Consider the following 21231-nt stretch of genomic DNA (forward strand, 5'->3'; position numbering starts at 1 on the left):
CGGCGATCACAATAGTTGCGTAAGGCGCAAATTCTGTGGGAGCGGGCTTGCCCGCGATGGCGTCAGTTCAGCCGACATCTCTGTTGAATGTGTTGGCCTCATCGCGGGCAAGCCCGCTCCCACAGTGGTTTGGCGGTGTTAGTGGCCAGACAACGGCGGCGTACGCGGTGGAATCCGGCGCTTGCTCCCGGTGGATTCGAACGCCGCTGCAAAGCGCAGCAACGCCGAATCGTCATAGGCACGACCGGCGAAGGTCAGGCCCACCGGCATGCCGATGTCGGGCATCACACCCATCGGCACGGTCACCGTCGGTACACCCAGGTGGCGGATGGCGAGGTTGCCGTTGGCCACCCAGATCCCGTTGCTCCAGGCGATATCCGCCGAAGCCGGATTGACGTCCGCATCCGCCGGGCCCACATCGGCCACCGTCGGGAACAGCACCGCATCCAGACCCAGGCGATCCATCCAGTCCTCAAGGTCCATCTTGCGGGTCTGCTCCAGCCCACGCAGACCATCAGGCACGGTACTGATCTGATCCCAAGGCGTAATCCCGCGCTCTGCCATCTTCACGTATTCATCCATCCCCGCTGCCAGGTCTCCCTCGCGGTTAGGCAGGGTGCCGGGATCGTGCGGGAAAATCTGCGGACCATCGACGTCCACCAGCCGGTTCAGCTTCGGATCGCCGTTTGCCTGCAGGAAATCATCGAACGCCCACGCCGTCAGATCCCACAATTCATGGTGCAGGAACTCCTTGGAAACGATCCCGCGATTGAACACCGTCGGGGCTCCCGGACGATCGCCTTCGCAGTTCGAAACCAGCGGGAAATCCACTTCAATTACTTCGGCGCCTGCAGCCTCCAGAGCCTGACGCGCCTGCTGCCACAAACCAATCACCGAATCACGGGTGTTGATGCGCTGGCCGGTCGGACCTCCGATGCCCGGCGCTTCGCTGGTACCCGCTTCAGGGTCGGCATTGATGTACATGCGCGGAATGCCGAAGCGCTTGCCCGCGAGCGAGTCGGCCTTCGCCGCCAGCTCAAGGTAGGAAGCAGGGCGCACCGAGGCGACGCTCGGAATCGGCACCCAGGGTTGCAGGCGCCACAGGTCGCCGCGTTTGTCCGGATCTTCGGCCACCACCACATCGAGCACTTCGAGCAGGTCGGCCATGGTCCGGGCGAAGGGCACGACCACATCCATGGTCGGCGTCAGCGGCCAGTTGCCGCGCACCGAAATCACCCCGCGCGAAGGCGTGTAGGCGCACAGGCCGTTGTTCGACGCCGGGCCGCGACCGCTGGACCAGGTTTCCTCGGCCAGACCGAACGCCGCAAAGCTGGCGGCAGTCGCCGTACCGGCACCGTTGGACGAACCGGACGCGAAGGGCGCAGTGAGATAGTCAGCGTTGTACGGGCTCTCCGCCCGGCCATAGACCCCGCGCTGCATGCCGCCATTGGCCATCGGCGGCATGTTGGTCTTGCCCAGGCAGATCGCCCCGCCAGCGCGCAGGCGCTCGACGGTGAAGGCATCGCGGTACGCAACCAGATCCTTGAAGGCTGGGCTGCCGGATGCCGCGGTCAGGCCCTTGACCAGGTAACTGTCCTTGGCGGTATAGGGAATGCCGTCGAGCGGGCCGAGGGTCTGGCCCTTGGCGCGACGCTCGTCCGAGGCCTGCGCTTCCTTGAGCGCATCTGGGTTGCGCACCACCATGGCATTGAGCGCCGTTGACGTCTCGGGACCATCAAAGGCATCGATGCGGGCGAGGTAGGCCTGCACCAATTCGACTGCCGTGGTCTGGCCGGATTCGAGCGCGGCGCGCAGTTGAGCAATGGAAACTTCGGTGACTTCGATCATACGGTTACCACCGGCAGCGAAAGGGGAAGGCGATTAATGATTGCCTCAAGGGAGATCTGGAGCACGGGAACATCACTTTTCTGAAAGGGTATTTTTATAGTGTTACGGGTTGCACAGCCTTACGCGACGGGGGCTGGATTTCAACCTCGGCGTCGCATTCTGCCGCAAACCGCACACATGTCGTTTAACAAGTCGCTGTTTTCAAAGAAAAAAATTTACTCGAAGGGCTTCACAGACGAAACAAATGTTGGTAAATTTCCGCGCATTCCGAAACACACCCTTAAACAGGGCGTGAATCAGGGATCGAATGCCAGGCATTCACAGCAACATTCGCAGGGGCGTCGCCAAGCGGTAAGGCAGCAGGTTTTGATCCTGCCATGCGTTGGTTCGAATCCAGCCGCCCCTGCCATATTCGCAGTATCAGAAACGCCAGTTCCGCAAGGAGCTGGCGTTTTTTTTATACCCGCTTTAAACCCTTCCAGATCCATCCGGACACGGATATTGGCCATTTCGATCCCCTTTTGGCCTGCCTCACGCTGTGAACCGACTAACCTGTCAGCAAGAATCAAAGTCACAACCAGAGACCTTGATCTTCTTTGCCCTTGGCCGTTCCTGCGGCCACTGCCGTCTACAAAACAGAAAAAAACCAACGAGCTGACATTGGGGAACTGATCCATGGACACCATGAAACGCATCCTGGGCGCCACGGTTTGCGGGCTGTCGCTGCTGGCCAGCGCCGTGCACGCCGAACAGCGCGAGTTGAGGGTCTACAACTGGGCGGATTACATCCTGCCGTCCGTGCCCAAGGATTTTGCCGACAAGACCGGCATCAAGGTCACCTGGGACACCTTCGACACCAACGAATCCCTGGAGGCCAAGCTGCTGACCGGCAACTCCGGATACGACCTGGTGGTGCCGTCGAACCAGTTCATCGAAACCCAGATCAAGGCCGGTGTGTTCCAGAAACTCGACAAGTCCAAGTTGCCCAACTGGCAGCATCAGGACCCGGCACTGCTCAAGCTGCTCGACGCCAATGACCCGGGCAACCAGTACGGCGTGCCCTACATGTACGGCACCGTGCTGATCGGCTTCAACCCGGCCAAGGTCAAGGCGGCGCTGGGCGAGAACGCGCCGGTGGACAGCTGGGATCTGGTGTTCAAGCCCGAGAATATGGAGAAGCTCAAGTCCTGCGGCGTAGCGATGCTCGACTCGCCATCGGAGATCCTGCCGCTGGCCCTGCATTACCTGAAGCTGGACCCGAACAGCCAGAACCCGGCTGACTACGAGAAAGCCAAGGCGCTGATGCTCAAGATTCGCCCCTATGTCACCTATTTCAACTCCGCCAAATACATGACCGACATCGCCAACGGCGACATCTGCGTGGCCATCGGTTACTCCGGCAGCTTCTATCAGTTCGGCAACCGCGCCAAGGAAGCGGGCAACGGCGTGGTGGTCGACTGGCGTCTGCCGAAGGAGGGTGCGCCGATCTGGTTCGACACCTTCGCCATCCCGAAAAGCGCGAAGAATGTCGAGGAAGCCCACGAATTCCTCAACACCTTGCTCGACCCGAAAGTCATCGCCCCTATCAGCGATTTCCTTGGCTACCCGAACGTGAACAAGGATTCGTTGCCGCTGATCAACAAGGAAATCACCGGCAACCCCAACCTGACCCCCACGCCACAGGCCCTGGCAACGCTGTACGTGGTGCAGCCATTGCCGCAGAAGCTGGAGCGGGTGCGCACCCGAGTCTGGACCGCCATCAAATCCGACAAATAACCCGATCCCCCCTGTAGGAGCGAGCTTGCTCGCGATGGTCGTCAACGATAGCGCTGGCTGTCTGAATGCCCGCGGTGTCTGGACGTTCATCGCGAGCAAGCTCGCTCCTACAGGTGAACGTGGTGTGCAAATGGGGTGCATGTCGTCGGCTTCAGGCTTGTATTGATTATGTTCGTAATATATTGTCAGCGCACATGTCGAACGCAGGGGCCAAAGCCTCTGGGCGAGACTGAGTGAAACCCTTTGGTTTTTTTTGACCTTATAAATGACGTTCATCATCAATAAAAATGCCGGTGAACCTTCACAACGTCTGGCGGACACCCCCATGGATCAATCACTCAAATCTCTTCGTTACCCGTTTGCCGCATTGGCGCTCACTCTGCTCAGCGCCTGCGATCGCGCACCGGTGGCCGCCAACGCACCCGGAGCACCCCATGTCACGGTCGCCAAGGTTATCGAGCAGCCCATCACCGAGTGGGATGAAGTCACCGCTCGCCTTGAGGCGCCGGAAACCGTCGAAATCCGCCCACGGGTATCGGGGCAGATCGAACGGGTGGCCTTCACCGATGGCGAGCTGGTGAAGAAGGGCGACCTGCTGTTTCAGATGGATCCACGGCCGTTCGAACATGAGGTGCATCGCTTCGAAGCCCAGCTGCAACAAGCCCGGGCCACCCTGGTGCGCACCGCCAACGAAGCCCAGCGCGGGCAGCGCCTGTTGGGCAGTAACGCGATTTCCGCGGAGCTGGCCGACACCCGCAACACCACCGCCCAGGAGGCCAAGGCCGGCGTCGATGCGATCCAGGCCCAGCTCGATCTGGCGCGCCTGAACCTGAGCTTCACCCGCGTCACCGCGCCCATCAGCGGTCGCGTCAGTCGCGCGGAAATCACCGCCGGCAACATCGTCACTGCCGACACCACGGCGCTGACCAGTGTGGTCTCCACCGACAAGGTCTACGCCTATTTCGATGCCGATGAGCGCCTGTTCCTCAAGTACGGAAAACTCGCCCGCCAGGGCCAGCGTAGCCAGACCACTCCCGTGTACATGGGCCTGTCGAACGAGGAGGGCAACACGCACCTGGGGCAGATGAACTTCGTCGACAATCAGGTCAATCCCAAGACCGGCACCATCCGCGGTCGCGCGGTGTTCGATAACGCCGACGGCCAATACACCCCAGGCCTCTATGCGCGCCTGAAACTGGTGGGCAGCGCCGCCTACGCGGGTCTGTTGATCAGGGACGAAGCGGTGGGCACCGACCTGGGCAAGAAGTTCGTGCTGGTGGTCGATCAGGACAACAAGACCCTGTACCGCAACGTCGAACTGGGGCCGAAGCTTGAAGGCCTGCGCATCGTGCGCAGCGGCCTGCAGAAAGAAGACCGCATCGTCATCAACGGCCTGCAACGGGTCCGCCCGGGTGCTGTGGTCGCGCCGCAGGACGCACCGATGGCCGACGCGGAAACCGTCGCGGCCCTGACCCGTCAGCGCCAGGCCGTCGAAGCGAGCAATCAACCTGCAAGCCCATCGTCCGCAGCCGTCAAATCACCCGCCCTGGTGAAGACGGATGCGGCTCTGACACCTCGCGGATAAGGGCCCACCGACATGAAATTCTCTCAGTTCTTTATCACCCGGCCGATCTTTGCCGCGGTGCTGTCGCTGCTGATCCTGATCGCCGGCGCCATCTCGCTGTTCCAGCTGCCGATCAGCGAATACCCGGAAGTCGTGCCACCGACCGTGGTGGTTCAAGCCAGCTATCCGGGGGCCAACCCCAAGGTCATCGGCGAAACCGTGGCCGCGCCTTTGGAACAGGCGATTACCGGTGTCGAGAACATGCTCTACATGTCCTCGCAGTCGACCGCCGATGGCCGCCTGACCCTCACCGTAACCTTCGCCCTGGGCACCGATCTGGATAACGCCCAGGTCCAGGTGCAGAACCGCGTGACTCGTACCGAACCGAAGCTGCCGGAGGAGGTGACGCGCATCGGCATCACCGTCGACAAGGCCTCGCCGGAACTGACCCTGCTGGTACACCTGATCTCGCCGGACAAGCGCTACGACATGCTCTACCTGTCCAACTACGCGATCCTCAATGTGAAGGATGAGCTGGCGCGCCTGGAAGGCATCGGTACCGTGAAGATGTTCGGTATCGGCGACTACTCGCTGCGCATCTGGCTCGACCCGGACAAGACCGCCTCGCGCAACCTGACCGCCACCGATGTGGTCAACGCGGTGCGCGAGCAGAACCGCCAGGTCGCCGCAGGCCAGCTTGGCTCGCCGCCAGCGCCGAATGCCACCAGCTTCCAGATGTCGATCAACTCCCAGGGCCGGCTGGTCACCGAGGAAGAATTTGAAAACGTGATCATCCGCAGTGGCCCGAACGGCGAAATTACTCGTCTGAAGGACATCGCGCGGATCGAACTGGGCTCCAACCAATACGCCTTGCGCGCCATGCTCAACAACCAGGAAGCGGTGGCGATGCCGATCTTCCAGCGTCCGGGTGCCAATGCCATCGACGTGTCCGATCAGGTGCGGGCGAAGATGGCGGAGCTGAAGAAAAGCTTCCCCGAAGGCATGGACTACGAAATCGTCTACGACCCGACCATCTTCGTGCGCAGCTCCATTGAAGCGGTGGTGCACACGCTGTTCGAGGCGCTGATCCTCGTGGTGCTGGTGGTGATCCTGTTCCTGCAAACCTGGCGTGCCTCGATCATCCCGCTGGTGGCGGTGCCGGTGTCGCTGATCGGTACCTTCGCGGTGATGCATCTTCTCGGGTTTTCGCTCAACGCGCTGTCGCTGTTCGGCCTGGTGCTGGCCATCGGCATCGTGGTCGACGACGCCATCGTGGTGGTGGAGAACGTCGAGCGAAACATCGAGTCCGGGCTGGAACCGGCCGAAGCGACCCGCAAAGCCATGGGCGAAGTGACCGGGCCGATCATCGCGACCGCGTTGGTGCTCTGCGCCGTGTTCGTACCGGCGGCGTTCATTTCCGGGCTCACCGGGCAGTTCTACAAGCAGTTCGCTTTGACCATCGCCATCTCGACGGTGATCTCGGCGTTCAACTCCCTGACCCTGTCGCCAGCGCTGGCGGCGGTATTGCTCAAGGCCCATGACGCGCCGAAAGACCGCTTCTCCAAGGTGCTGGACCGGATGCTCGGCGGTTGGCTGTTCAAGCCGTTCAACCGAGTTTTTGAGAAGGCCAGTCGCGGCTACGTGGTCGGCGTAGGCAAGATCATCCGCGGCAGCGGGATTGCCCTGCTGCTTTACGCCGGGCTGATCGCCTTGACCTACATGGGCTTCAGCACCACGCCGACCGGTTTCGTGCCGACCCAGGACAAGAAGTACCTGGTGACCTTCGCGCAGCTGCCGGATGCCGCGAGCCTGGATCGCACCGAGTCGGTGATCCGGCGCATGAGCACCATCGCCATGAACGAGCCGGGCTTCGACAGCGCCGTGGCGTTTCCGGGACTGTCGATCAACGGCTTCACCAACAGCCCGAACTCCGGTATCGCCTTCATCGGCCTGCGCCCGTTCGATGAGCGCAAGGACCCGAGCCTGTCCGCCGGGGCGATTTCAGCCTCGCTCAACGCCAAGTTCGGCGAGATCCAGGACGCCTACACCGCCGTATTCCCGCCACCGCCGGTCCAGGGCCTGGGCACCATCGGCGGCTTCCGTCTGCAGATCGAGGACCGCGGCAATCTGGGCTACGACGAGCTGTACAAGGAGACCATGAACATCATTGCCAAGAGCCGCAACGTGCCGGAACTGGCCAGGGTGTTCACCAGCTACACGGTCAACGTGCCGCAAGTCGAAGCGGCCATCGACCGGGAGAAGGCCAAGAATCACGGGGTGAAGATCAACGATATTTTCGACACCCTGCAGGTCTACCTCGGTTCGCTGTACGCCAACGACTTCAACCGTTTTGGCCGCACCTATCAGGTCAACGTGCAGGCCGAACAACAATTTCGCCAGGAACCGGAGCAGATCGGCCAGTTGAAGGTGCGCAACGATCGCGGCGAGATGATTCCGCTGGCCACCTTCGTCAAGGTCAGTCCGACCTCGGGGCCGGACCGGGTTTCGCACTACAACGGTTTCCTCACCGCGGAAATCAACGGTGCCGCCGCCCCTGGTTACAGCTCCGGCCAGGCCCAGGCCGCTATCGAGAAGCTGCTCAAGGAGGAATTGCCCAACGGCATGACCTACGAATGGACCGACCTGACCTACCAGCAGATCCTTTCCGGCAACACCGCGCTGCTGGTGTTCCCGCTCTGCGTGTTGCTGGCGTTCCTGGTGCTGGCGGCGTTGTACGAAAGCTGGAGCCTGCCACTGGCGGTGATCCTGATCGTGCCCATGACGCTGCTGTCGGCGATTGCCGGGGTGATCATCTCCAAGGGCGACAACAACATCTTTACCCAGATCGGCCTGATCGTACTGGTGGGCCTGGCGTGCAAGAACGCGATCCTGATCGTCGAGTTCGCCAAGGATCGACAGGACCAGGGCCTGTCGCCGCTTGATGCCGTGCTGGAGGCCTGCCGCATGCGTCTGCGGCCGATCCTGATGACCTCGTTCGCCTTCATCATGGGAGTGGTCCCGCTGGTAACTTCCAGCGGCGCAGGCTCCGAAATGCGCCGGGCCATGGGCGTTGCGGTGTTCTCCGGAATGCTCGGCGTGACCTTCTTCGGCCTGCTGCTGACACCGGTGTTCTTTGTCCTCATTCGCCGCTTTATCGAACGTAAAAAGGCCCGCGCGCTGAAACTGGAGGTACAACCATGAAAGCTCTGAAGTTGTTTTTGCCCAGCCTTCTGGTGAGCGCCCTGGCGGCTTGCACGGTCGGTCCGGATTACAAGACCCCCGACACGCCACCGGCCTCAAGCACTTATGCGAAAGCGGCCAACTACGATCAGTCGCGATTCGAATCGGTGTGGTGGCAGCAGTTCGACGATCCGACGCTCAACCAGCTGGTGAGCCAATCCCTGCAAGGCAACCGCGACCTGCGCGTGGCCTTCGCCCGCTGGAAAGCGGCCCGGGCGATTCGCGACGACATCAGTAACGACAATCTGCCGGTGGTCACCAGCCGCGTGAGCAGCGTGCAGGGTCGCTCGCAGGTGCCGGGGCAGACCGAGAGCCGGGTGAATACCGAGCGCTACGATCTGGGTCTGGACATGGCTTGGGAGATCGACCTGTTCGGGCGCATCCAGCGTCAGCTTGAATCGAGCGATGCCCTGGAAGATGCCGCGGCGGCGGATCTGTATCAGCTGCGGGTGACGATGATCGCCGAGCTGGTGGATGCCTACGGGCAACTGCGCGGTGCGCAACTGCGGGAGAAAATCGCCCTGGCCAACCTGAAGAACCAGAACGACTCGCGCAGCGTCACGGTCAGCCTGCGCGATGCCGGCGTCGGCAACGAACTGGATGTGGTGCGCGCCGATGCGCGACTGGCGGCCGTCGAAGCCAGCGTGCCGCAGCTGCAAGCGGAGCAGGTGCGGCAGAAAAACCGCATCGCCACCTTGCTGGGTGAGCGTCCCGAGCAGATGAGTGTCTTGCTGAGCCCCAAAGATATTCCGGCTATCGCCAAGGCGCTGCCGATCGGTGATCCCGCCGAGCTGCTGCGTCGTCGTCCGGATGTGATGGCGGCGGAGCGCCGGCTGGCGTCGGCAACAGCGGATGTCGGCGTGGCCACCGCCGACCTGTTCCCACGGGTCAGCCTGAGCGGTTTCCTGGGCTTTACCGCCGGGCGCGGTTCGCAGATCGGATCCAGCGCCGCTCGTGCCTGGAGCCTCGGCCCGAGCATCACTTGGGCAGCGTTCGATCTGGGCAGCGTGCGAGCGCGCATCCGTGGTGCCAACGCCGATGCCGAAGGCGCTTTGGCCACCTATGAACAGCAGGTGTTGCTGGCGCTGGAAGAATCGGAAAACGCCTTCAGCGACTACGGCAAACGCCAGCAGCGGCTGTTGTCGCTGATCAGGCAAAGCGAGTCGAGCCGCAAGGCGGCGGACCTGGCGGGCATCCAGTACAAGGAAGGTTCGGTGGATTATCTGGTGCTGCTCGACGCCGAGCGTGAACGCCTGAACGCCGAAGATGCCCAGGCCCAGGGCGAGATCGATCAGTATCGGGGGATCGTCGCGATCTACAAGGCGCTGGGCGGCGGGTGGGATGCAGGGGGCAAACAGGTTACAGCGATGAATTGATCATGACACGGACCCTGTAGCAGCTGGCGCAGCCTGCGTCCGGCTGCGTAGCAGTCGCAAAACCTGTGCACCGGATCTATCTGAAACACCGCGGTGCATGGATTTACGACTGCTTCGCAGCCGGACGCAGGCTTCGCCAGCTGCTACAAAGGGCGTGTTTGGCTGGGATCCCTCAAATCACTTCAAACCGGCATACACCAGCTTCACAAAGAAATCCGGCTTGATCACGAAATGCCCCCATTTCCCGTCAAACGCCGCCGAAGGTTTCGCCGCGACAACTTCCTCCAGCGACTTACCCTGTTGTTTGAGCCGTGCGACGTTATCGCGCACGCCCACCAGCATGTCGCGAAACTCGATAACCTGCGCCCGTGTCCCCACCGGACCATGCCCCGGAATCACCAGCGTGTGATCCGTGGTGCGCGCAATCGCTTCGTTGGCCCAGTGGATCGCTGCATCGATACTGCCGCCATCCTGGTTGTCGATAAACGGATAACCGGCATTCCAGAACGTATCGCCCATCGCCAGAACATCGGCTTTTTCAAAGTAGATCGACAGGTCGCCATCGGAGTGACCGGGGCCGAAATTCTCGACCTTGATTCGGCTGGAATCGAAGTTGAAACTCTTCTCCCGATCCACCAGCACTGTCGGTTGAGCGTCTTTCGCAACCGGCTGGAAAGTCCAGTTCCAGTCATCGACATGGGTCGTCTGCGACAGATGCTTCAGCGTATTGACCTGCGCCACGATGGTCGCGCCATCCGCGTTCAACCAGGCATTGCCGTCGGTGTGATCCCAATGCCAGTGGGTGTCGACCACATACTTCACCGGCGCCGGGCTGATCGCCATGAGCGCCGCCTTGACCTTCTCCCGGTTCTTGCTGATACCGGCATCCACCAGAAACTTCCCGTCCTTGCCCGACAACACCACGATATTCCCACCGGAACCCTCCAGCACACTGACGTTGTCACGAAGGTGGTGGGTGACGATATCCGTATCCGCCCGCAGCAAATAATGATGGCCGGCACCGGTGTGGAAATAGTCGTCCTGAACAGGTTTCTCATCGACGGCAAACGCCAGGCCGGCGCCGAGTAACGAGGTGGTGGCGATAATCGCGGACAGCAGGAAATGGGCAGACAATGGGGCAGGAGGTTTTTCAGCGCAGGTCATTTCGGTTTCTCGACAGTGTCAGGTCCGACCGTTGAAAAAGGATCGATCGGTCCTGAAACCCTACGCGGCGGTGGAGCGGGGGCAGAAGTGCAATTTTCGTATTATGAAAATGCAGGGCGTGCATCCCCCTCTGTAGGAGCGAGCATGCTCGCGATGCACCCGAGAACGCCGCGGGGTATCAGGCTCCCCGCGTCATCGTTGGCGACCATCGCGAGCCTGCTCGCTCCTACAGGTAATGCTTCAGCAGTTGAGTAATGCGGCAAGCTCGATCATGGACTCCGCGACTACATCCCAATCCTGTTCCGGCTGCAAATCGATTGTCTGTCCAGCCCCATGCTCCACGGGTCGTCTGACGAACACCGTGCGAAACCCGCAAGCCCGTGCCGCGACAAGATCGCTGTTGTGCGCCGCCACCATGGCCACGCGATTAGGTGGCAGACCCACGGCTTCTGCCGACCGGAAATAAACCTCCGGCTGAGGTTTGTAGGCGCGGGCGAGTTCGGCGCCGGTGATGACGTCCCAGGGCAGGCCGCCGTAGCGGGCGAGGTTCATCATGCCGGCGATGTGGCCGTTAGAGATCGGGCCGATGGCGAAACGTCGTTTCAGGCGCGTGAGGCCTTCGACGGAGTCAGGCCATGGGTCGAGCTTCTGCCAGGCCGTGCTCCAGGCGGCGATATCGGCCGGGTCGAGTCGTCCGGCTTCGACGCCATGCCTGGCCATCAACGCTTCGAGATTCTCCCGGTTCAAAATGTCAAGCGTGACAAAGGCCCGCTCACCCGAGCGTACGCGCTGCATCGACGGCTGGTACAGCGACCGCCATTCATCGGCGAAGGCCAGCGGGTCGATCTGCACGCCGAGTTGCTGCAAATACGGCGCGGATTCCCGGGCGACGCTGGTTCGCCAGTCGACCACGGTGCCAAAGACATCGAAGCCAAGAAAGCCGACTTCATTCAGTGCGCTCATGTTCAGTCTCCTGCGCAGTCGGGGGAACACTTCAACGCCAGCCGAGGGCAGGGGCGACGTGCTTGAGGATGTTTTCGATGACGTGCGCGCAATAGTCCACGCCCAGTTGATTGGGGATGGTCAGCAGCAGGGTGTCCGCCGCTGCGATGGCCTCGTCCTTGGCAAGCTCTTCGATCAATACATCCGGTTCGGCGGCGTAATTGCGGCCGAAGATTCTTTGCGTGTCGTCTTCGAGAAAACCGATAGTGTCCTCGGTCTGGTCATTGCGGCCAAAGTACATGCGATCCATGTCGTTGGTGATTGCAAAGATGCTGCGGCTGACCGACGTGCGCGGCTGGCGGGTGTGTCCGGCCTGTTTCCAGGCCTCGTGGTACACCCGGATCTGCTCGGCCTGCTGGATGTGCAGGGGCTGACCGTTCTCGTCGTTTTTCAGGGTGGATGTCTGCAGGTTCATGCCCATCTGCGCTGCCCACACCGCGGTCGCCTCGGAGCCCGAACCCCACCAGATCCTGTCGCGAAGGCCTTCGGAATGGGGCTCGAGCCGCAGCAATCCCGGTGGATTGGCAAACATGGGCCGGGGGTTAGGTTCGGCGAAGCCCTTGCCACGCAGCAGTTCATAAAACACTTCGGTGTGGCGCCGCGCCAGGTCGGCATGGGTCTCGCCTTCGCGGGGCTCGTAGCCGAAATGCCGCCAGCCATCCATGACCTGCTCGCCCGAACCGCGGCTGATGCCCAGTTGCAGGCGCCCGCCGGCAATCAGGTCTGCGGCGCTGGCATCTTCGACCATGTAGTAAGGATTCTCGTAGCGCATGTCGATGACGCCGGTGCCGATTTCGATCCGGCTGGTTTTGGCGCCGACGGCCGCCAGCAGAGGGAAGGGTGACGCCAGTTGCCGGGCGAAATGATGGACGCGGAAATACGCGCCGTCCGCGCCCAGCTCCTCTGCCGCCACGGCCAGATCGATCGATTGCAGCAGCACGTCGGAGGCTGAACGGGTCTGCGAATGCGGGGACGGGGTCCAGTGCCCGAAATTCAGAAAGCCGATTTTTTTCATGGGATGCTCCCGAAGGGAAAGGGATGAATGGCGCTAATGTAGTCCGCGCCATCCATGACCTGTACCCCCCGTGCATTTGTTACAGCTTCAACCGTTAGTTGTGAATGCGCTGAGTTCCCGAACGTTAGCCGCCCTTGGCAGAGGCCAGATGGTACGCAACCAAGGCATTGGCATGCCCATGGCCCATGCCGTGATCGTTTTTGAGCACGGCCACCATTTCCATGTGCTTCTTGCCATCCAGGGTCTTGAGAAAGTCCAGCCAGTGAGAGACCGGCTGCCCGTACTTCTTTTCAATCGAAGGAAAGTACGATGCAGGTCCTTTTACTTTTGTCTCTTCGGTCATGCTGCAAGCTCCAGTTTTGCGGTCCGTTGATACTCACTTGCTGTTCTGTTTCTGCTTGAGATCCGCCTCGGTCCAGACGCCGGCGAGCGGGCCTCCCGGCAAGCCTTCAGCGGCTCGGGCCAGGGGGAAGGGCACCGGAACGAAGCCGGCGTCGCGTACCAGCCGTTCTCCCATTTCCTTGGCCTTGGTATCGTCGGCGAAGACCGGAATCGCCTTGCCGTCTCCGGACTGATCTTTCATCGCCATGTAGCCGATGGCATTGAATCCTCGCACCAGGTGCGCGCCGGGCAGGTATTGCTGGTCGGCCACTGAAACGCCGGTTTCCAGCGCCTTGCGCCCGGTATCGCCGTCACGCCCGCTGAAGGGGTTGCTGGTACTGAACACCACCTTGCCGTTCAGATGGCCCTTGAGCTGTTCCGCCACCACCGGCATGGCGCCGTAGGGAACGCTCAGCACGATCACCTCGCCCCATTTCGCGGCATCGTCGACTGAGCCTGCCTGGGCGTTGGGGCCGGCGGTCTTGACCAGTTCACTCAACTCCTCGGGATGGCGTGAGGAGAACATCACCGAGTGCCCGGCCTTGACCCAAAGCGTGCCGAGCGTGCCACCGACCTTGCCGGCGCCGATCACGCTGATCTTGAGGCCGTCCGCCGCAGCCTGTCCGGCGCACAGAATCAGGCCGGAGAACAGCAAAACGAGGATTCTGAACATGCTCTGTACCCCTGGGGGTTGGAAAGTGATGTAACCACCGTAGTAGAGGCCGCGCAGATGCGAAAGGCGGGCGAAGGGCGCGAGGCGTTTTTTGGATTGGCTGCTGATGGGTGGGTGGTGCCGTTTGTCCGTTGAACTTGGGTTAAGGGTACCTCTCTAAAGGAAATGTGGGAAAATTTCCCACGCAAAGGTGCTAACTGGCGTTGAAGGATCGCGCGGAAAGCGCAGTGGCTGTCGATGCTGCAGATTTATGTCCGTGCCGGTTGGCTGGTCGCTTTTTGGCGGCTGGAACTCACGGGATTGCGTTCGATATGGAAATGACTACGCAGCTCCAGGCGGAGGTGCAACATGCATATCAACAAATGTTTATTGGCCCTGGCCATAGGCGGAGTCCTGTCGGCTTCGACTGTCCTGGTACCGGATTACATCAGTGGTTTCTCCAGCGCGTACGCCCGGGATGGCGGTAGCGGCGGAGGAGGCGGTGGTGGAGGCGGACACGGCGGCAGCGGTGGTGGCGGTGGTGGCCACGGCGGCGGGTCCGGTAATGGCGGTGGCGGCGGCGGTTCCGGCAACGGTGGCGGCGGAAGCGGCCACGGTGGTGACGGCGGAGGCGGTAACGGCGGCGGTGGTGCAGGCAATGGCGGTGGCCATGGAGACGGGGGTGGTCATGGCGCTTCAGGCCATGACGGCAACGGTCATGGCGGCGTCGCTGGAAACACTGGCGGCAGAGGTCGGGACAATGCCCGCAACCACGACGCCAACGACGATAACGGTCGCGCCCGGGACGCTGCCCGTAACGACAACAATGCTGCCCGAGCGGCTGCCCGCAATGATGCCGATGCAGCCCGAGACGCAGCCCGCGCCGATGCAGACGCTGCTCGCGATGCCGCCAAGGCTGCGGCAGACAGGGCGAGAGACACGGCCAGGGCCAACGCGGACGCAGCGCGTGACGCGGCAAGAAGGGCTGGCGATCCAAACGCCGACGCTACCCGCGATGCTGCCAGGGCCGCAGCCGATGCAACCCGTGACGCGGCCCGTCGCGACGCAGATGCAACCCGCGATGCAGCCAAGGCAACTGCGGACGCCACCAGAGACGCCGCCAAGGCACAGGCCAACGCGGACCGCAATGCTGCCAGAGCCCAGGCCAGCGCAATCAGAGATCCGGACGCTCCAGATGCCCCGGATATGGACGTAGTCGAGGCACGCAACTAGTCCCTAATGTAGGAGCAAGGCTTGCCCGCGAAGGCGTAGTGTCAGGCCGGTCAGTGTCGACTGGCCGGACGCCTTCGCGGGCAAGCCTCGCTCCTACGGGGTTTTGTGTGCGCTCACTGACCGTTCGTCGTCCTCTCGAAAAATATCCTTTGATACCACCAGGCGTTTGGATGATTATCTGTACATCGCATGCGATCTAATCGAAAGCGACAAATAAAACTCAACCTGTGCCGTTTGGAGATCCAGCCATGAAAACCGAAAGCCACCACAATATGTCCCGCTCCACCCATCACGCTTTCGATGGCCACAACGGCAACAACTGGATCTGCGCCGCCTGATAAAAATCTGTTAACACCTTAATAATCGCATGCGATCAAATCGCATAAGAATTTGAATCGAGAGGAAGCCCCCATGAGCAAGATCGAAAAAGTCCTGGCCACCGGCAAAACCCACACCACCCACAGCGCTACCGGCACCACCTCGCGCGGCCACAACGGCAATCTCGACATCGCGCTGTCTTCGCCCGGTGCTGCCCAGCCAGCCCACGTGTTCGCCGCCACCCAGCCACACCCGAAAGCCGAGCAACTGTTCGCCGGGGCCTGGTCGGCCTGCTACACCGCAGCGGTAGGGCTGGTCGCTCAAGAGCGCAACATCGTGTTGCCGGCAAACATGGCCGTCGACATCGAGGTGGACCTGGGCCAGACAGGGCCGGACTACTTCCTTCAGGCTCGATTGACCCTGAGCGTACCGGGGCTGGCACATGACGTGGCGACCGAACTGGCACACATCGCCGATTCCATCTGCCCTTACTCCAAAGCCACGCGCGGCAACATCGACATGGCCCTGAACGTACTCACCGCCTGATAAATATCACGTATACGATTAAAGCGTATACGAATCACAACTCTGTAAACCTGAGGAAACCATCATGAGCAAGATCGAAAAAGTCCTGGCCAGCGGCAAAACCCACACCACCCGCAGCAGCACCGGCAACACCTCGCGCGGCCACAATGGCAGTCTCGACATCGAACTGTCGTCGCCCGGCAGTTCCACGCCAGCGCACGTTTTCACCGGCGTCCAGCCGCACCCGAAAGCCGAGCAACTGTTCGCCGGGGCCTGGTCAGCCTGCTACATCGCCGCGGTGGGGCTGGCCGCCCAGCAGGCGAAAGTGACCCTGCCGGCCGATACCGCGGTCGATATCGAAGTGGACCTGGGCCAGACCGGTGCAGAGTACTTCCTCCAGGCCCGACTGACGCTGCGTGTACCGGGCCTGACCCACGAGGTCGCCACTGAACTGGCCCACACGGCCGATGCGATCTGCCCGTACTCCAAGGCCACCCGCGGCAACATCGATGTCGCGATCAACGTCATCACCGCTTGACGCGACACACTGCCGGTTCAGCAGGACATCCCTGGTGAACCGGCAGTCCGTTTTCATAGAACGAGGAAAGTGCGCACTACCGATACCATCGCATGCGATGTATAGTCGACCCTCGCAACCCTTCGTCTTTTGCCCCAGAGAACGCTCATGAAATCGACCAAGAAGCTCGCCGCCCTCGACCTCAAGCTCTCTGAATTCCTCTGCTTTGCGGTCTATTCCTCCAACCTGGCCTTCGGCAAGGCATACAAGCCCATGCTCGAACGGCTCGGCCTGACCTACACCCAATACATCACCCTCGTCGCGCTCTGGGAGGAAGACAACCAGACCGTCGGCAGTCTCGGCGAAAAGCTGTTCCTGGAATCCAACACCCTCACGCCGATCCTGAAAAAGCTGGAGGGGATGGGCTATCTGCTGCGCCAGCGCGACCCGGAAGACGAACGCCAGGTCCGCATCAGCCTCACCAAGGAAGGGCGCGAGATGCGCGAAGGCCTGACCGAAGACGGTTTTCCGCAGACGGGGCTGGACCCCGATGATTTCGTGCAGATGCAGCAGGCCATCGTGAAGTTACGGAACAACCTCATCCGTACGACGAAAGACAGGGAATAAGCGGTATCACGTGATCCGCTTGTTCAACAATGAGACAACCATGCTCAGAGGGTGGTGTCAGAAGAAATTGATCTCGTAACCGAAGCGAGATGCCGCGGCGACAATGTGTTGTCCCATGATCTGCCGAGCCGATTCGGCATTACGGTCGGCCAGAGCCTGAACCAGTTCTTCATGCTCCCCGCGTGCCGCATGAGGAATGTTGCTGTACATCGGACCGCGCCGGGCGAAGTTCATCGTGATCAGGGCCCGCATCGGTTCGAGCACCGTGCGAATCATCGTCTCCAGATAATCATTGCCTGAAGCGGCCGCCACGGCCCGATGAAAGTCGAGGTCGGCGTTCACCGTTTCCAGTGTCGGTTCGCCTTCGTACTGCATGCGCAGCACCGCCGCCTGAATCATTTTCAGTTTGCGCGGTGTCATGTGCGAGGCCGCGAGGGCTGCGGCCTGGCTTTCCAGTACGGCCCGTACTTCGAACATGTTGCGCACCGTGTTGTCGCCGTCGAGCATCGGCTCGCTGGCACGCGGCGATGCCGACACCGGTTGCGCGGATGGAGCAGGGGCGGCGACGAAAACGCCCACACCCTGGCGCGACTGGATCAACCCCTGGGCCCGAAGCGTCGCGATCCCTTCCCGGACAACGTTCCTGCTGACACCGAAGTTCTGCGAGAGAAATTGTTCGGTCGGCAAACGGTCGCCTGGCCGTAGCCGGCCGGAGGCGATCTCTTCACTCAACGAACGGGCGATGTGCTCCGCCAGATGCGGTCGGCGCGCCACGGGCTGCAGGTTCATTTCACTCATGTTCATCCCTCTCACTTGTCTACTTAATCTACATCAGAAGACTTGTTCCAGACAGTTAAAACTGAAGTTCACTACCGTCATAAATAATAAAACCAATTAAATCAATTAGTTATTAGTTGAAATGGCAAGGCCCGCAAAAAAGTACAAGTTGTTCAGTTGAAGGACAACAGGACGTCAGGTAGGTTGTTCTCAACCCGGCGCGGCAAAAAATCCAAATCACCGCGCCGTTTTCGCAACCTGCCCGAGGCCCGGCCTTATGAAAATTGCCAGCATTGAAACCATTCCGCTCCGCATTCCCTTCACCACGGGAGGCAAATCAGCCGGCGGGGTCTGGGGACCGAAAGACCTGCAAATGGTCGACTCCCTGGTGGTCAAGATCACCACCGATGAAGGCATCGTCGGTTACGGCGAAACCTTTGGTTTCACCGCGATTCCAGCGGTGAAGGTGGTGATCGACACGATTCTCGCGCCTGAATTGCTCGGCAGTGACGTCACGCGCCGGCAGAAACTGCAGGGCGATCTGCAAAAGAAATTCCACGTGTTCGGTCGCAGCGGCGCGTTCATCTACGGACTGTCGGCTATCGATATCGCACTGTGGGATATCGCCGGCAAGGCGGCCGGACAACCGGTCTATCAATTGCTCGGCGGCAGCGAGGCCACGTCGCTCGCGGCCTACGCCAGCCTGATTCGTTATGCCGACCCGGAACTCATCCGCGTCAATGTGCAGCGCGCGGTCAACGACGGTTTCCGCCATCTCAAACTGCATGAAGTCGATCCCGAAGTGATTCGCGCCGCGTGCGAAGCCGCGGGTCCCGACGTGGAAATCACCCTCGACGTCAATGCGCCGTGGTCGGTGCGTGAGGCGCTGGACATGACCGATAAACTGCGTCCGCTGAACCTGCGCTGGATCGAAGAACCCGTCTGGCCGCCGGAAGACTACGCGGGACTGGCACGGGTTCGGCAGCAGGGCGGGATTCCCGTCGCGGCTGGCGAAAACGCCTCGACCCTGATGGATTTCCAGCACCTGCTGGAAGCCGGCGCGGTGGATTTCGTGCAGCCAAGCCCGGCAAAAATGGGTGGCATCACCGAACTGCAAAAGGTCTATGCGCTGGCCAACGCCCATGGCGTCACCGTGATGGTCCACGCCTTCTACGACGGTCCCGGCCTGCTGGCCGCGGTGCATGGCAGTGCGGCACTTGGCGGAGCGAAGTCCCTGGTGGAATGGCGCTACTTCGACCTCGAAGCACAGCTGTATGGCGACGCGATAATTCCGCGCAACGGCCGCATCGACGTGCCGCAAGCGCCGGGACTCGGCATCGAGCCGAACCAGGACGTCATCCGCGATTACCGCTTCAAACCCTGACCCCATCGATCGTCGCCGACGCCACAACGAATGCGTCGGCCTCGATCGGTCACAGCCGCATTCTTGATAAAAACAAATACGAGGATTGAGCAAATGCTAGACAGAATCGTAGGACCCATCCTGCCCGTCGCCTTTGTGATTGCGCTTGGCTACATCGCCGGCAAACGTGGGCGACTCACCCAGTCGGACAGCCTGCTGATCAGCCGGCTGGTGCTCGGCTGGATCTTCCCGGCGCTGCTGTTTGTCGGGATGGCGAGTACACCCCGTGAGCAGTTGTTCGACTTCAAGTTCGTCGTTGCCACCTTCATCGGCATCATGGGCATGTACCTGATCGCACTGGCGATCGGCTGGTACACCACTCGCGATCTGAAAGTGGCGACGCTCAAAGGGTTCGTCAACGGTTACCCGGATGCAGCCTTCATGGGCATTCCGATCCTTGGCGCGATGTACGGAGCGGGTAGTATCTATTCGGTGCTGGTGCTCAACCTGGTGGCGAGCCTGGTGATGATTCCGCTGACCACCATGTTGCTGACCATCGCCGATGGCAAGGGCAGTGGCCGGGAGGCTTTCGTCTCCAGCCTCTCGGGTGCGGTACGCCGTCCGCTGATGTGGGCGCCGGCGCTGGGCATTCTGCTCTCGCTGCTGCAGGTCAAGCTGCCGCCGCTGGCCGCGGAGTCGTTCAATCTGCTGGGCAAAGCCACGCCAGGCGTCTCCCTGCTGTGCCTGGGCTTGATCATGTCGTCGGAGAAATTGCAGATGTCGGGCGAGGTCTGGACCAACCTCGGGCTCAAGCTGTTCATCCATCCGGTGCTGATGTTCGCCGCGACCATTTTGCTGGGTACGCACGGAATCTACGCGCAGCAGATGATCCTGCTCTGTGCGCTGCCGTCGGCGACCATTCCGGCCATGTTCGCCAATCAGACGGGCGCCTATCAGAGCGAAGCGGCGACTTCGATTCTGGTCAGTACCGTGTTGTCGATCGTGACGTTCTCGGCGGCGATTTATCTGATCGATGGAGGGATCGCTTCGGTCTGATGGCGGCCGGTTTCAAGAGATCGCAGCCTGCGGCAGCTCCTGCTTTGGAATGCACTTCCATGTAGGAACCGGTGCAGGCTGCGATCTTTTTTTTGGCCACTGCGCAGTGTCTGTGTATCGCCATGTATCCAACCCCACCCTTAGTAGACTGGCATACAAATGCACCTCGAACCGGATACATCCGGGATACACGGTTGCAGTCAAATAGCCCTGCCTTAGCGAGAAAGCAAACGCGACTCGCACCTCGGCTCAACGCCTGAACCAAGCGGATTGACCGCACACTGTATCTGGAGAATTACCATGTCCCGTATGTCCAACAAATCCCGCATTGGCCTGATCGCAGTTGCACTGGCCGGCAGCATGAACCTGGCTTCGACCGCCTTCGCCGCCGACGCACTGCCACAGGGCTACCAACTGGCCTCTGCGGAAAAAACCAGCGAAGGCAAGTGTGGCGAAGGCAAGTGCGGTGCCAGCGAAACCGGCGCCAAAGCGACCAAGGCCAGCGAAGGCAAGTGCGGTGAAGGCAAGTGTGGCGACGACTCCTTCGCCCGCACCGACACCGACCACGATGGCCGCGTGTCCCTGAAAGAACTGCTGGCCGTGGCGCCACAAGGCGGTGAAGAATTCAAGGCGATGGACACCAACGGCGATGGCTACCTGTCCGAAGCCGAGGTCTACAAATTCCGCACCAACCAATACACCTCCAACGGCAAGAAAGTCCCGACCGAGCTGTTCACCAAAATGAGCAAAGCGCAGAACTGATGGTTTGATGCGGCGGTAAAAAAAACCTCCCCGGT

General features: G+C 61.1%; 18 protein-coding genes and 1 tRNA gene. 12 read left to right on the plus strand and 7 right to left on the minus strand.

All coding sequences use genetic code 11. From position 1 onward, the window contains the following. Positions 1–138 precede the first annotated feature (138 nt). Positions 139–1848 carry an amidase gene (locus tag ACW9JE_RS00535; RefSeq protein WP_224537405.1) on the minus strand — a complete coding sequence of 570 codons (1710 nt, stop codon included), beginning with the start codon at positions 1846–1848 and terminating at the stop codon, positions 139–141. A gap of 334 nt (positions 1849–2182) precedes the next feature. Between ACW9JE_RS00535 and ACW9JE_RS00540 the strand changes: the two genes are divergently transcribed. From ACW9JE_RS00540 to ACW9JE_RS00560, 5 genes are all read left to right on the plus strand, one after another. Then, a tRNA-Gln gene (locus ACW9JE_RS00540) sits at positions 2183–2257 on the plus strand. Positions 2258–2523: 266 nt separating this feature from the next. Beyond that, positions 2524–3624: a polyamine ABC transporter substrate-binding protein gene (locus ACW9JE_RS00545; RefSeq protein WP_224537403.1), complete on the plus strand. Its 1101-nt coding sequence runs from the start codon at positions 2524–2526 to the stop codon at positions 3622–3624. A 325-nt stretch (positions 3625–3949) separates the two neighbouring features. Then, positions 3950–5209: a multidrug efflux RND transporter periplasmic adaptor subunit MexE gene (gene mexE / locus ACW9JE_RS00550; RefSeq protein WP_457431499.1), complete on the plus strand. Its 1260-nt coding sequence runs from the start codon at positions 3950–3952 to the stop codon at positions 5207–5209. Positions 5210–5221: 12 nt separating this feature from the next. Continuing rightward, entirely contained in the window at positions 5222–8389 is a 3168-nt protein-coding gene (locus ACW9JE_RS00555; protein WP_224537399.1) for an efflux RND transporter permease subunit, read from the plus strand. Continuing rightward, on the plus strand, positions 8386–9804 hold the full coding sequence (locus ACW9JE_RS00560; RefSeq protein WP_457431500.1) for an efflux transporter outer membrane subunit: 1419 nt from the start codon (positions 8386–8388) through the stop codon (positions 9802–9804). Before ACW9JE_RS00555 ends, ACW9JE_RS00560 begins: the two co-directional genes overlap by 4 nt. Positions 9805–9981: 177 nt before the next feature. Here ACW9JE_RS00560 and ACW9JE_RS00565 read toward each other — a convergent pair whose 3' ends face one another. From ACW9JE_RS00565 to ACW9JE_RS00585, 5 genes are all read right to left on the minus strand, one after another. Beyond that, complete coding sequence (locus ACW9JE_RS00565; RefSeq protein ID WP_457431501.1) at positions 9982–10968, minus strand: MBL fold metallo-hydrolase; 987 nt, start codon at positions 10966–10968, stop codon at positions 9982–9984. Positions 10969–11208: 240 nt separating this feature from the next. Further along, entirely contained in the window at positions 11209–11931 is a 723-nt protein-coding gene (locus ACW9JE_RS00570) for a haloacid dehalogenase type II (RefSeq protein WP_457431502.1), read from the minus strand. A 31-nt stretch (positions 11932–11962) separates the two neighbouring features. Further along, the gene (locus tag ACW9JE_RS00575) at positions 11963–12985 is read right to left on the minus strand and encodes an LLM class flavin-dependent oxidoreductase (RefSeq protein ID WP_224537392.1); all 1023 of its coding nucleotides are present in this window, start codon (positions 12983–12985) and stop codon (positions 11963–11965) included. Positions 12986–13109: 124 nt separating this feature from the next. Then, on the minus strand, positions 13110–13328 hold the full coding sequence (locus tag ACW9JE_RS00580) for a DUF4287 domain-containing protein (RefSeq protein WP_224537390.1): 219 nt from the start codon (positions 13326–13328) through the stop codon (positions 13110–13112). Between the two features lie 33 nt (positions 13329–13361). Continuing rightward, positions 13362–14039, minus strand: a complete 678-nt coding sequence (locus ACW9JE_RS00585; protein WP_457431503.1) for an NADPH-dependent F420 reductase — start codon at positions 14037–14039, stop codon at positions 13362–13364. A gap of 348 nt (positions 14040–14387) precedes the next feature. Here ACW9JE_RS00585 and ACW9JE_RS00590 point away from each other — a divergent pair, with 348 nt between their 5' ends. The 4 genes from ACW9JE_RS00590 (at position 14388) to ACW9JE_RS00605 (ending at position 17238) form a co-directional block, all read left to right on the plus strand. Next, complete coding sequence (locus ACW9JE_RS00590) at positions 14388–15251, plus strand: hypothetical protein (protein WP_224541606.1); 864 nt, start codon at positions 14388–14390, stop codon at positions 15249–15251. Positions 15252–15662: 411 nt separating this feature from the next. Beyond that, complete coding sequence (locus tag ACW9JE_RS00595) at positions 15663–16115, plus strand: Ohr family peroxiredoxin (protein WP_457431504.1); 453 nt, start codon at positions 15663–15665, stop codon at positions 16113–16115. Between the two features lie 64 nt (positions 16116–16179). Further along, complete coding sequence (locus ACW9JE_RS00600) at positions 16180–16632, plus strand: Ohr family peroxiredoxin (RefSeq protein ID WP_457431505.1); 453 nt, start codon at positions 16180–16182, stop codon at positions 16630–16632. Positions 16633–16779: 147 nt separating this feature from the next. Further along, entirely contained in the window at positions 16780–17238 is a 459-nt protein-coding gene (locus ACW9JE_RS00605; protein ID WP_224541614.1) for a MarR family winged helix-turn-helix transcriptional regulator, read from the plus strand. 57 nt (positions 17239–17295) lie between these two features. Here the strand turns inward: ACW9JE_RS00605 and ACW9JE_RS00610 are convergent, their stop codons facing one another. Then, a complete protein-coding gene (locus tag ACW9JE_RS00610) occupies positions 17296–18027 on the minus strand; it encodes a FadR/GntR family transcriptional regulator (RefSeq protein ID WP_457431506.1) in 732 nt (243 codons plus the stop codon). A gap of 265 nt (positions 18028–18292) precedes the next feature. On the opposite strand from ACW9JE_RS00610, the gene ACW9JE_RS00615 reads away from it, so the two are divergent. From ACW9JE_RS00615 to ACW9JE_RS00625, 3 genes are all read left to right on the plus strand, one after another. Beyond that, positions 18293–19399 carry a mandelate racemase/muconate lactonizing enzyme family protein gene (locus ACW9JE_RS00615; RefSeq protein WP_457431507.1) on the plus strand — a complete coding sequence of 369 codons (1107 nt, stop codon included), beginning with the start codon at positions 18293–18295 and terminating at the stop codon, positions 19397–19399. A gap of 93 nt (positions 19400–19492) precedes the next feature. Continuing rightward, positions 19493–20434 (plus strand): AEC family transporter, encoded by a 942-nt coding sequence (locus ACW9JE_RS00620; RefSeq protein ID WP_224541620.1) that lies wholly within the window; start codon positions 19493–19495, stop codon positions 20432–20434. A gap of 300 nt (positions 20435–20734) precedes the next feature. Further along, on the plus strand, positions 20735–21196 hold the full coding sequence (locus ACW9JE_RS00625; RefSeq protein ID WP_224541622.1) for an HvfA family oxazolone/thioamide-modified RiPP metallophore: 462 nt from the start codon (positions 20735–20737) through the stop codon (positions 21194–21196). The last annotated feature ends 35 nt before the right edge of the window (positions 21197–21231 follow it).

The organism is Pseudomonas sp. SDO55104_S430, from assembly GCF_054070595.1.

Excerpts from the sequence above, each read along its gene's own strand:
- ACW9JE_RS00600 (WP_457431505.1), top strand. The coding sequence starts at position 16,180 with ATGAGCAAGATCGAAAAAGTCCTGGCCAGCGGCAAAACCCACACCACC.
- ACW9JE_RS00615 (WP_457431507.1), top strand. The coding sequence starts at position 18,293 with ATGAAAATTGCCAGCATTGAAACCATTCCGCTCCGCATTCCCTTCACC.
- ACW9JE_RS00610 (WP_457431506.1), bottom strand. The coding sequence starts at position 18,027 with ATGAACCTGCAGCCCGTGGCGCGCCGACCGCATCTGGCGGAGCACATC.
- mexE (WP_457431499.1), top strand. The coding sequence starts at position 3,950 with ATGGATCAATCACTCAAATCTCTTCGTTACCCGTTTGCCGCATTGGCG.
- ACW9JE_RS00570 (WP_457431502.1), bottom strand. The coding sequence starts at position 11,931 with ATGAGCGCACTGAATGAAGTCGGCTTTCTTGGCTTCGATGTCTTTGGC.
- ACW9JE_RS00605 (WP_224541614.1), top strand. The coding sequence starts at position 16,780 with ATGAAATCGACCAAGAAGCTCGCCGCCCTCGACCTCAAGCTCTCTGAA.
- ACW9JE_RS00590 (WP_224541606.1), top strand. The coding sequence starts at position 14,388 with ATGCATATCAACAAATGTTTATTGGCCCTGGCCATAGGCGGAGTCCTG.
- ACW9JE_RS00535 (WP_224537405.1), bottom strand. The coding sequence starts at position 1,848 with ATGATCGAAGTCACCGAAGTTTCCATTGCTCAACTGCGCGCCGCGCTC.
- ACW9JE_RS00555 (WP_224537399.1), top strand. The coding sequence starts at position 5,222 with ATGAAATTCTCTCAGTTCTTTATCACCCGGCCGATCTTTGCCGCGGTG.
- ACW9JE_RS00595 (WP_457431504.1), top strand. The coding sequence starts at position 15,663 with ATGAGCAAGATCGAAAAAGTCCTGGCCACCGGCAAAACCCACACCACC.
- ACW9JE_RS00545 (WP_224537403.1), top strand. The coding sequence starts at position 2,524 with ATGGACACCATGAAACGCATCCTGGGCGCCACGGTTTGCGGGCTGTCG.
- ACW9JE_RS00580 (WP_224537390.1), bottom strand. The coding sequence starts at position 13,328 with ATGACCGAAGAGACAAAAGTAAAAGGACCTGCATCGTACTTTCCTTCG.
- ACW9JE_RS00575 (WP_224537392.1), bottom strand. The coding sequence starts at position 12,985 with ATGAAAAAAATCGGCTTTCTGAATTTCGGGCACTGGACCCCGTCCCCG.
- ACW9JE_RS00560 (WP_457431500.1), top strand. The coding sequence starts at position 8,386 with ATGAAAGCTCTGAAGTTGTTTTTGCCCAGCCTTCTGGTGAGCGCCCTG.
- ACW9JE_RS00565 (WP_457431501.1), bottom strand. The coding sequence starts at position 10,968 with ATGACCTGCGCTGAAAAACCTCCTGCCCCATTGTCTGCCCATTTCCTG.
- ACW9JE_RS00620 (WP_224541620.1), top strand. The coding sequence starts at position 19,493 with ATGCTAGACAGAATCGTAGGACCCATCCTGCCCGTCGCCTTTGTGATT.
- ACW9JE_RS00625 (WP_224541622.1), top strand. The coding sequence starts at position 20,735 with ATGTCCCGTATGTCCAACAAATCCCGCATTGGCCTGATCGCAGTTGCA.
- ACW9JE_RS00585 (WP_457431503.1), bottom strand. The coding sequence starts at position 14,039 with ATGTTCAGAATCCTCGTTTTGCTGTTCTCCGGCCTGATTCTGTGCGCC.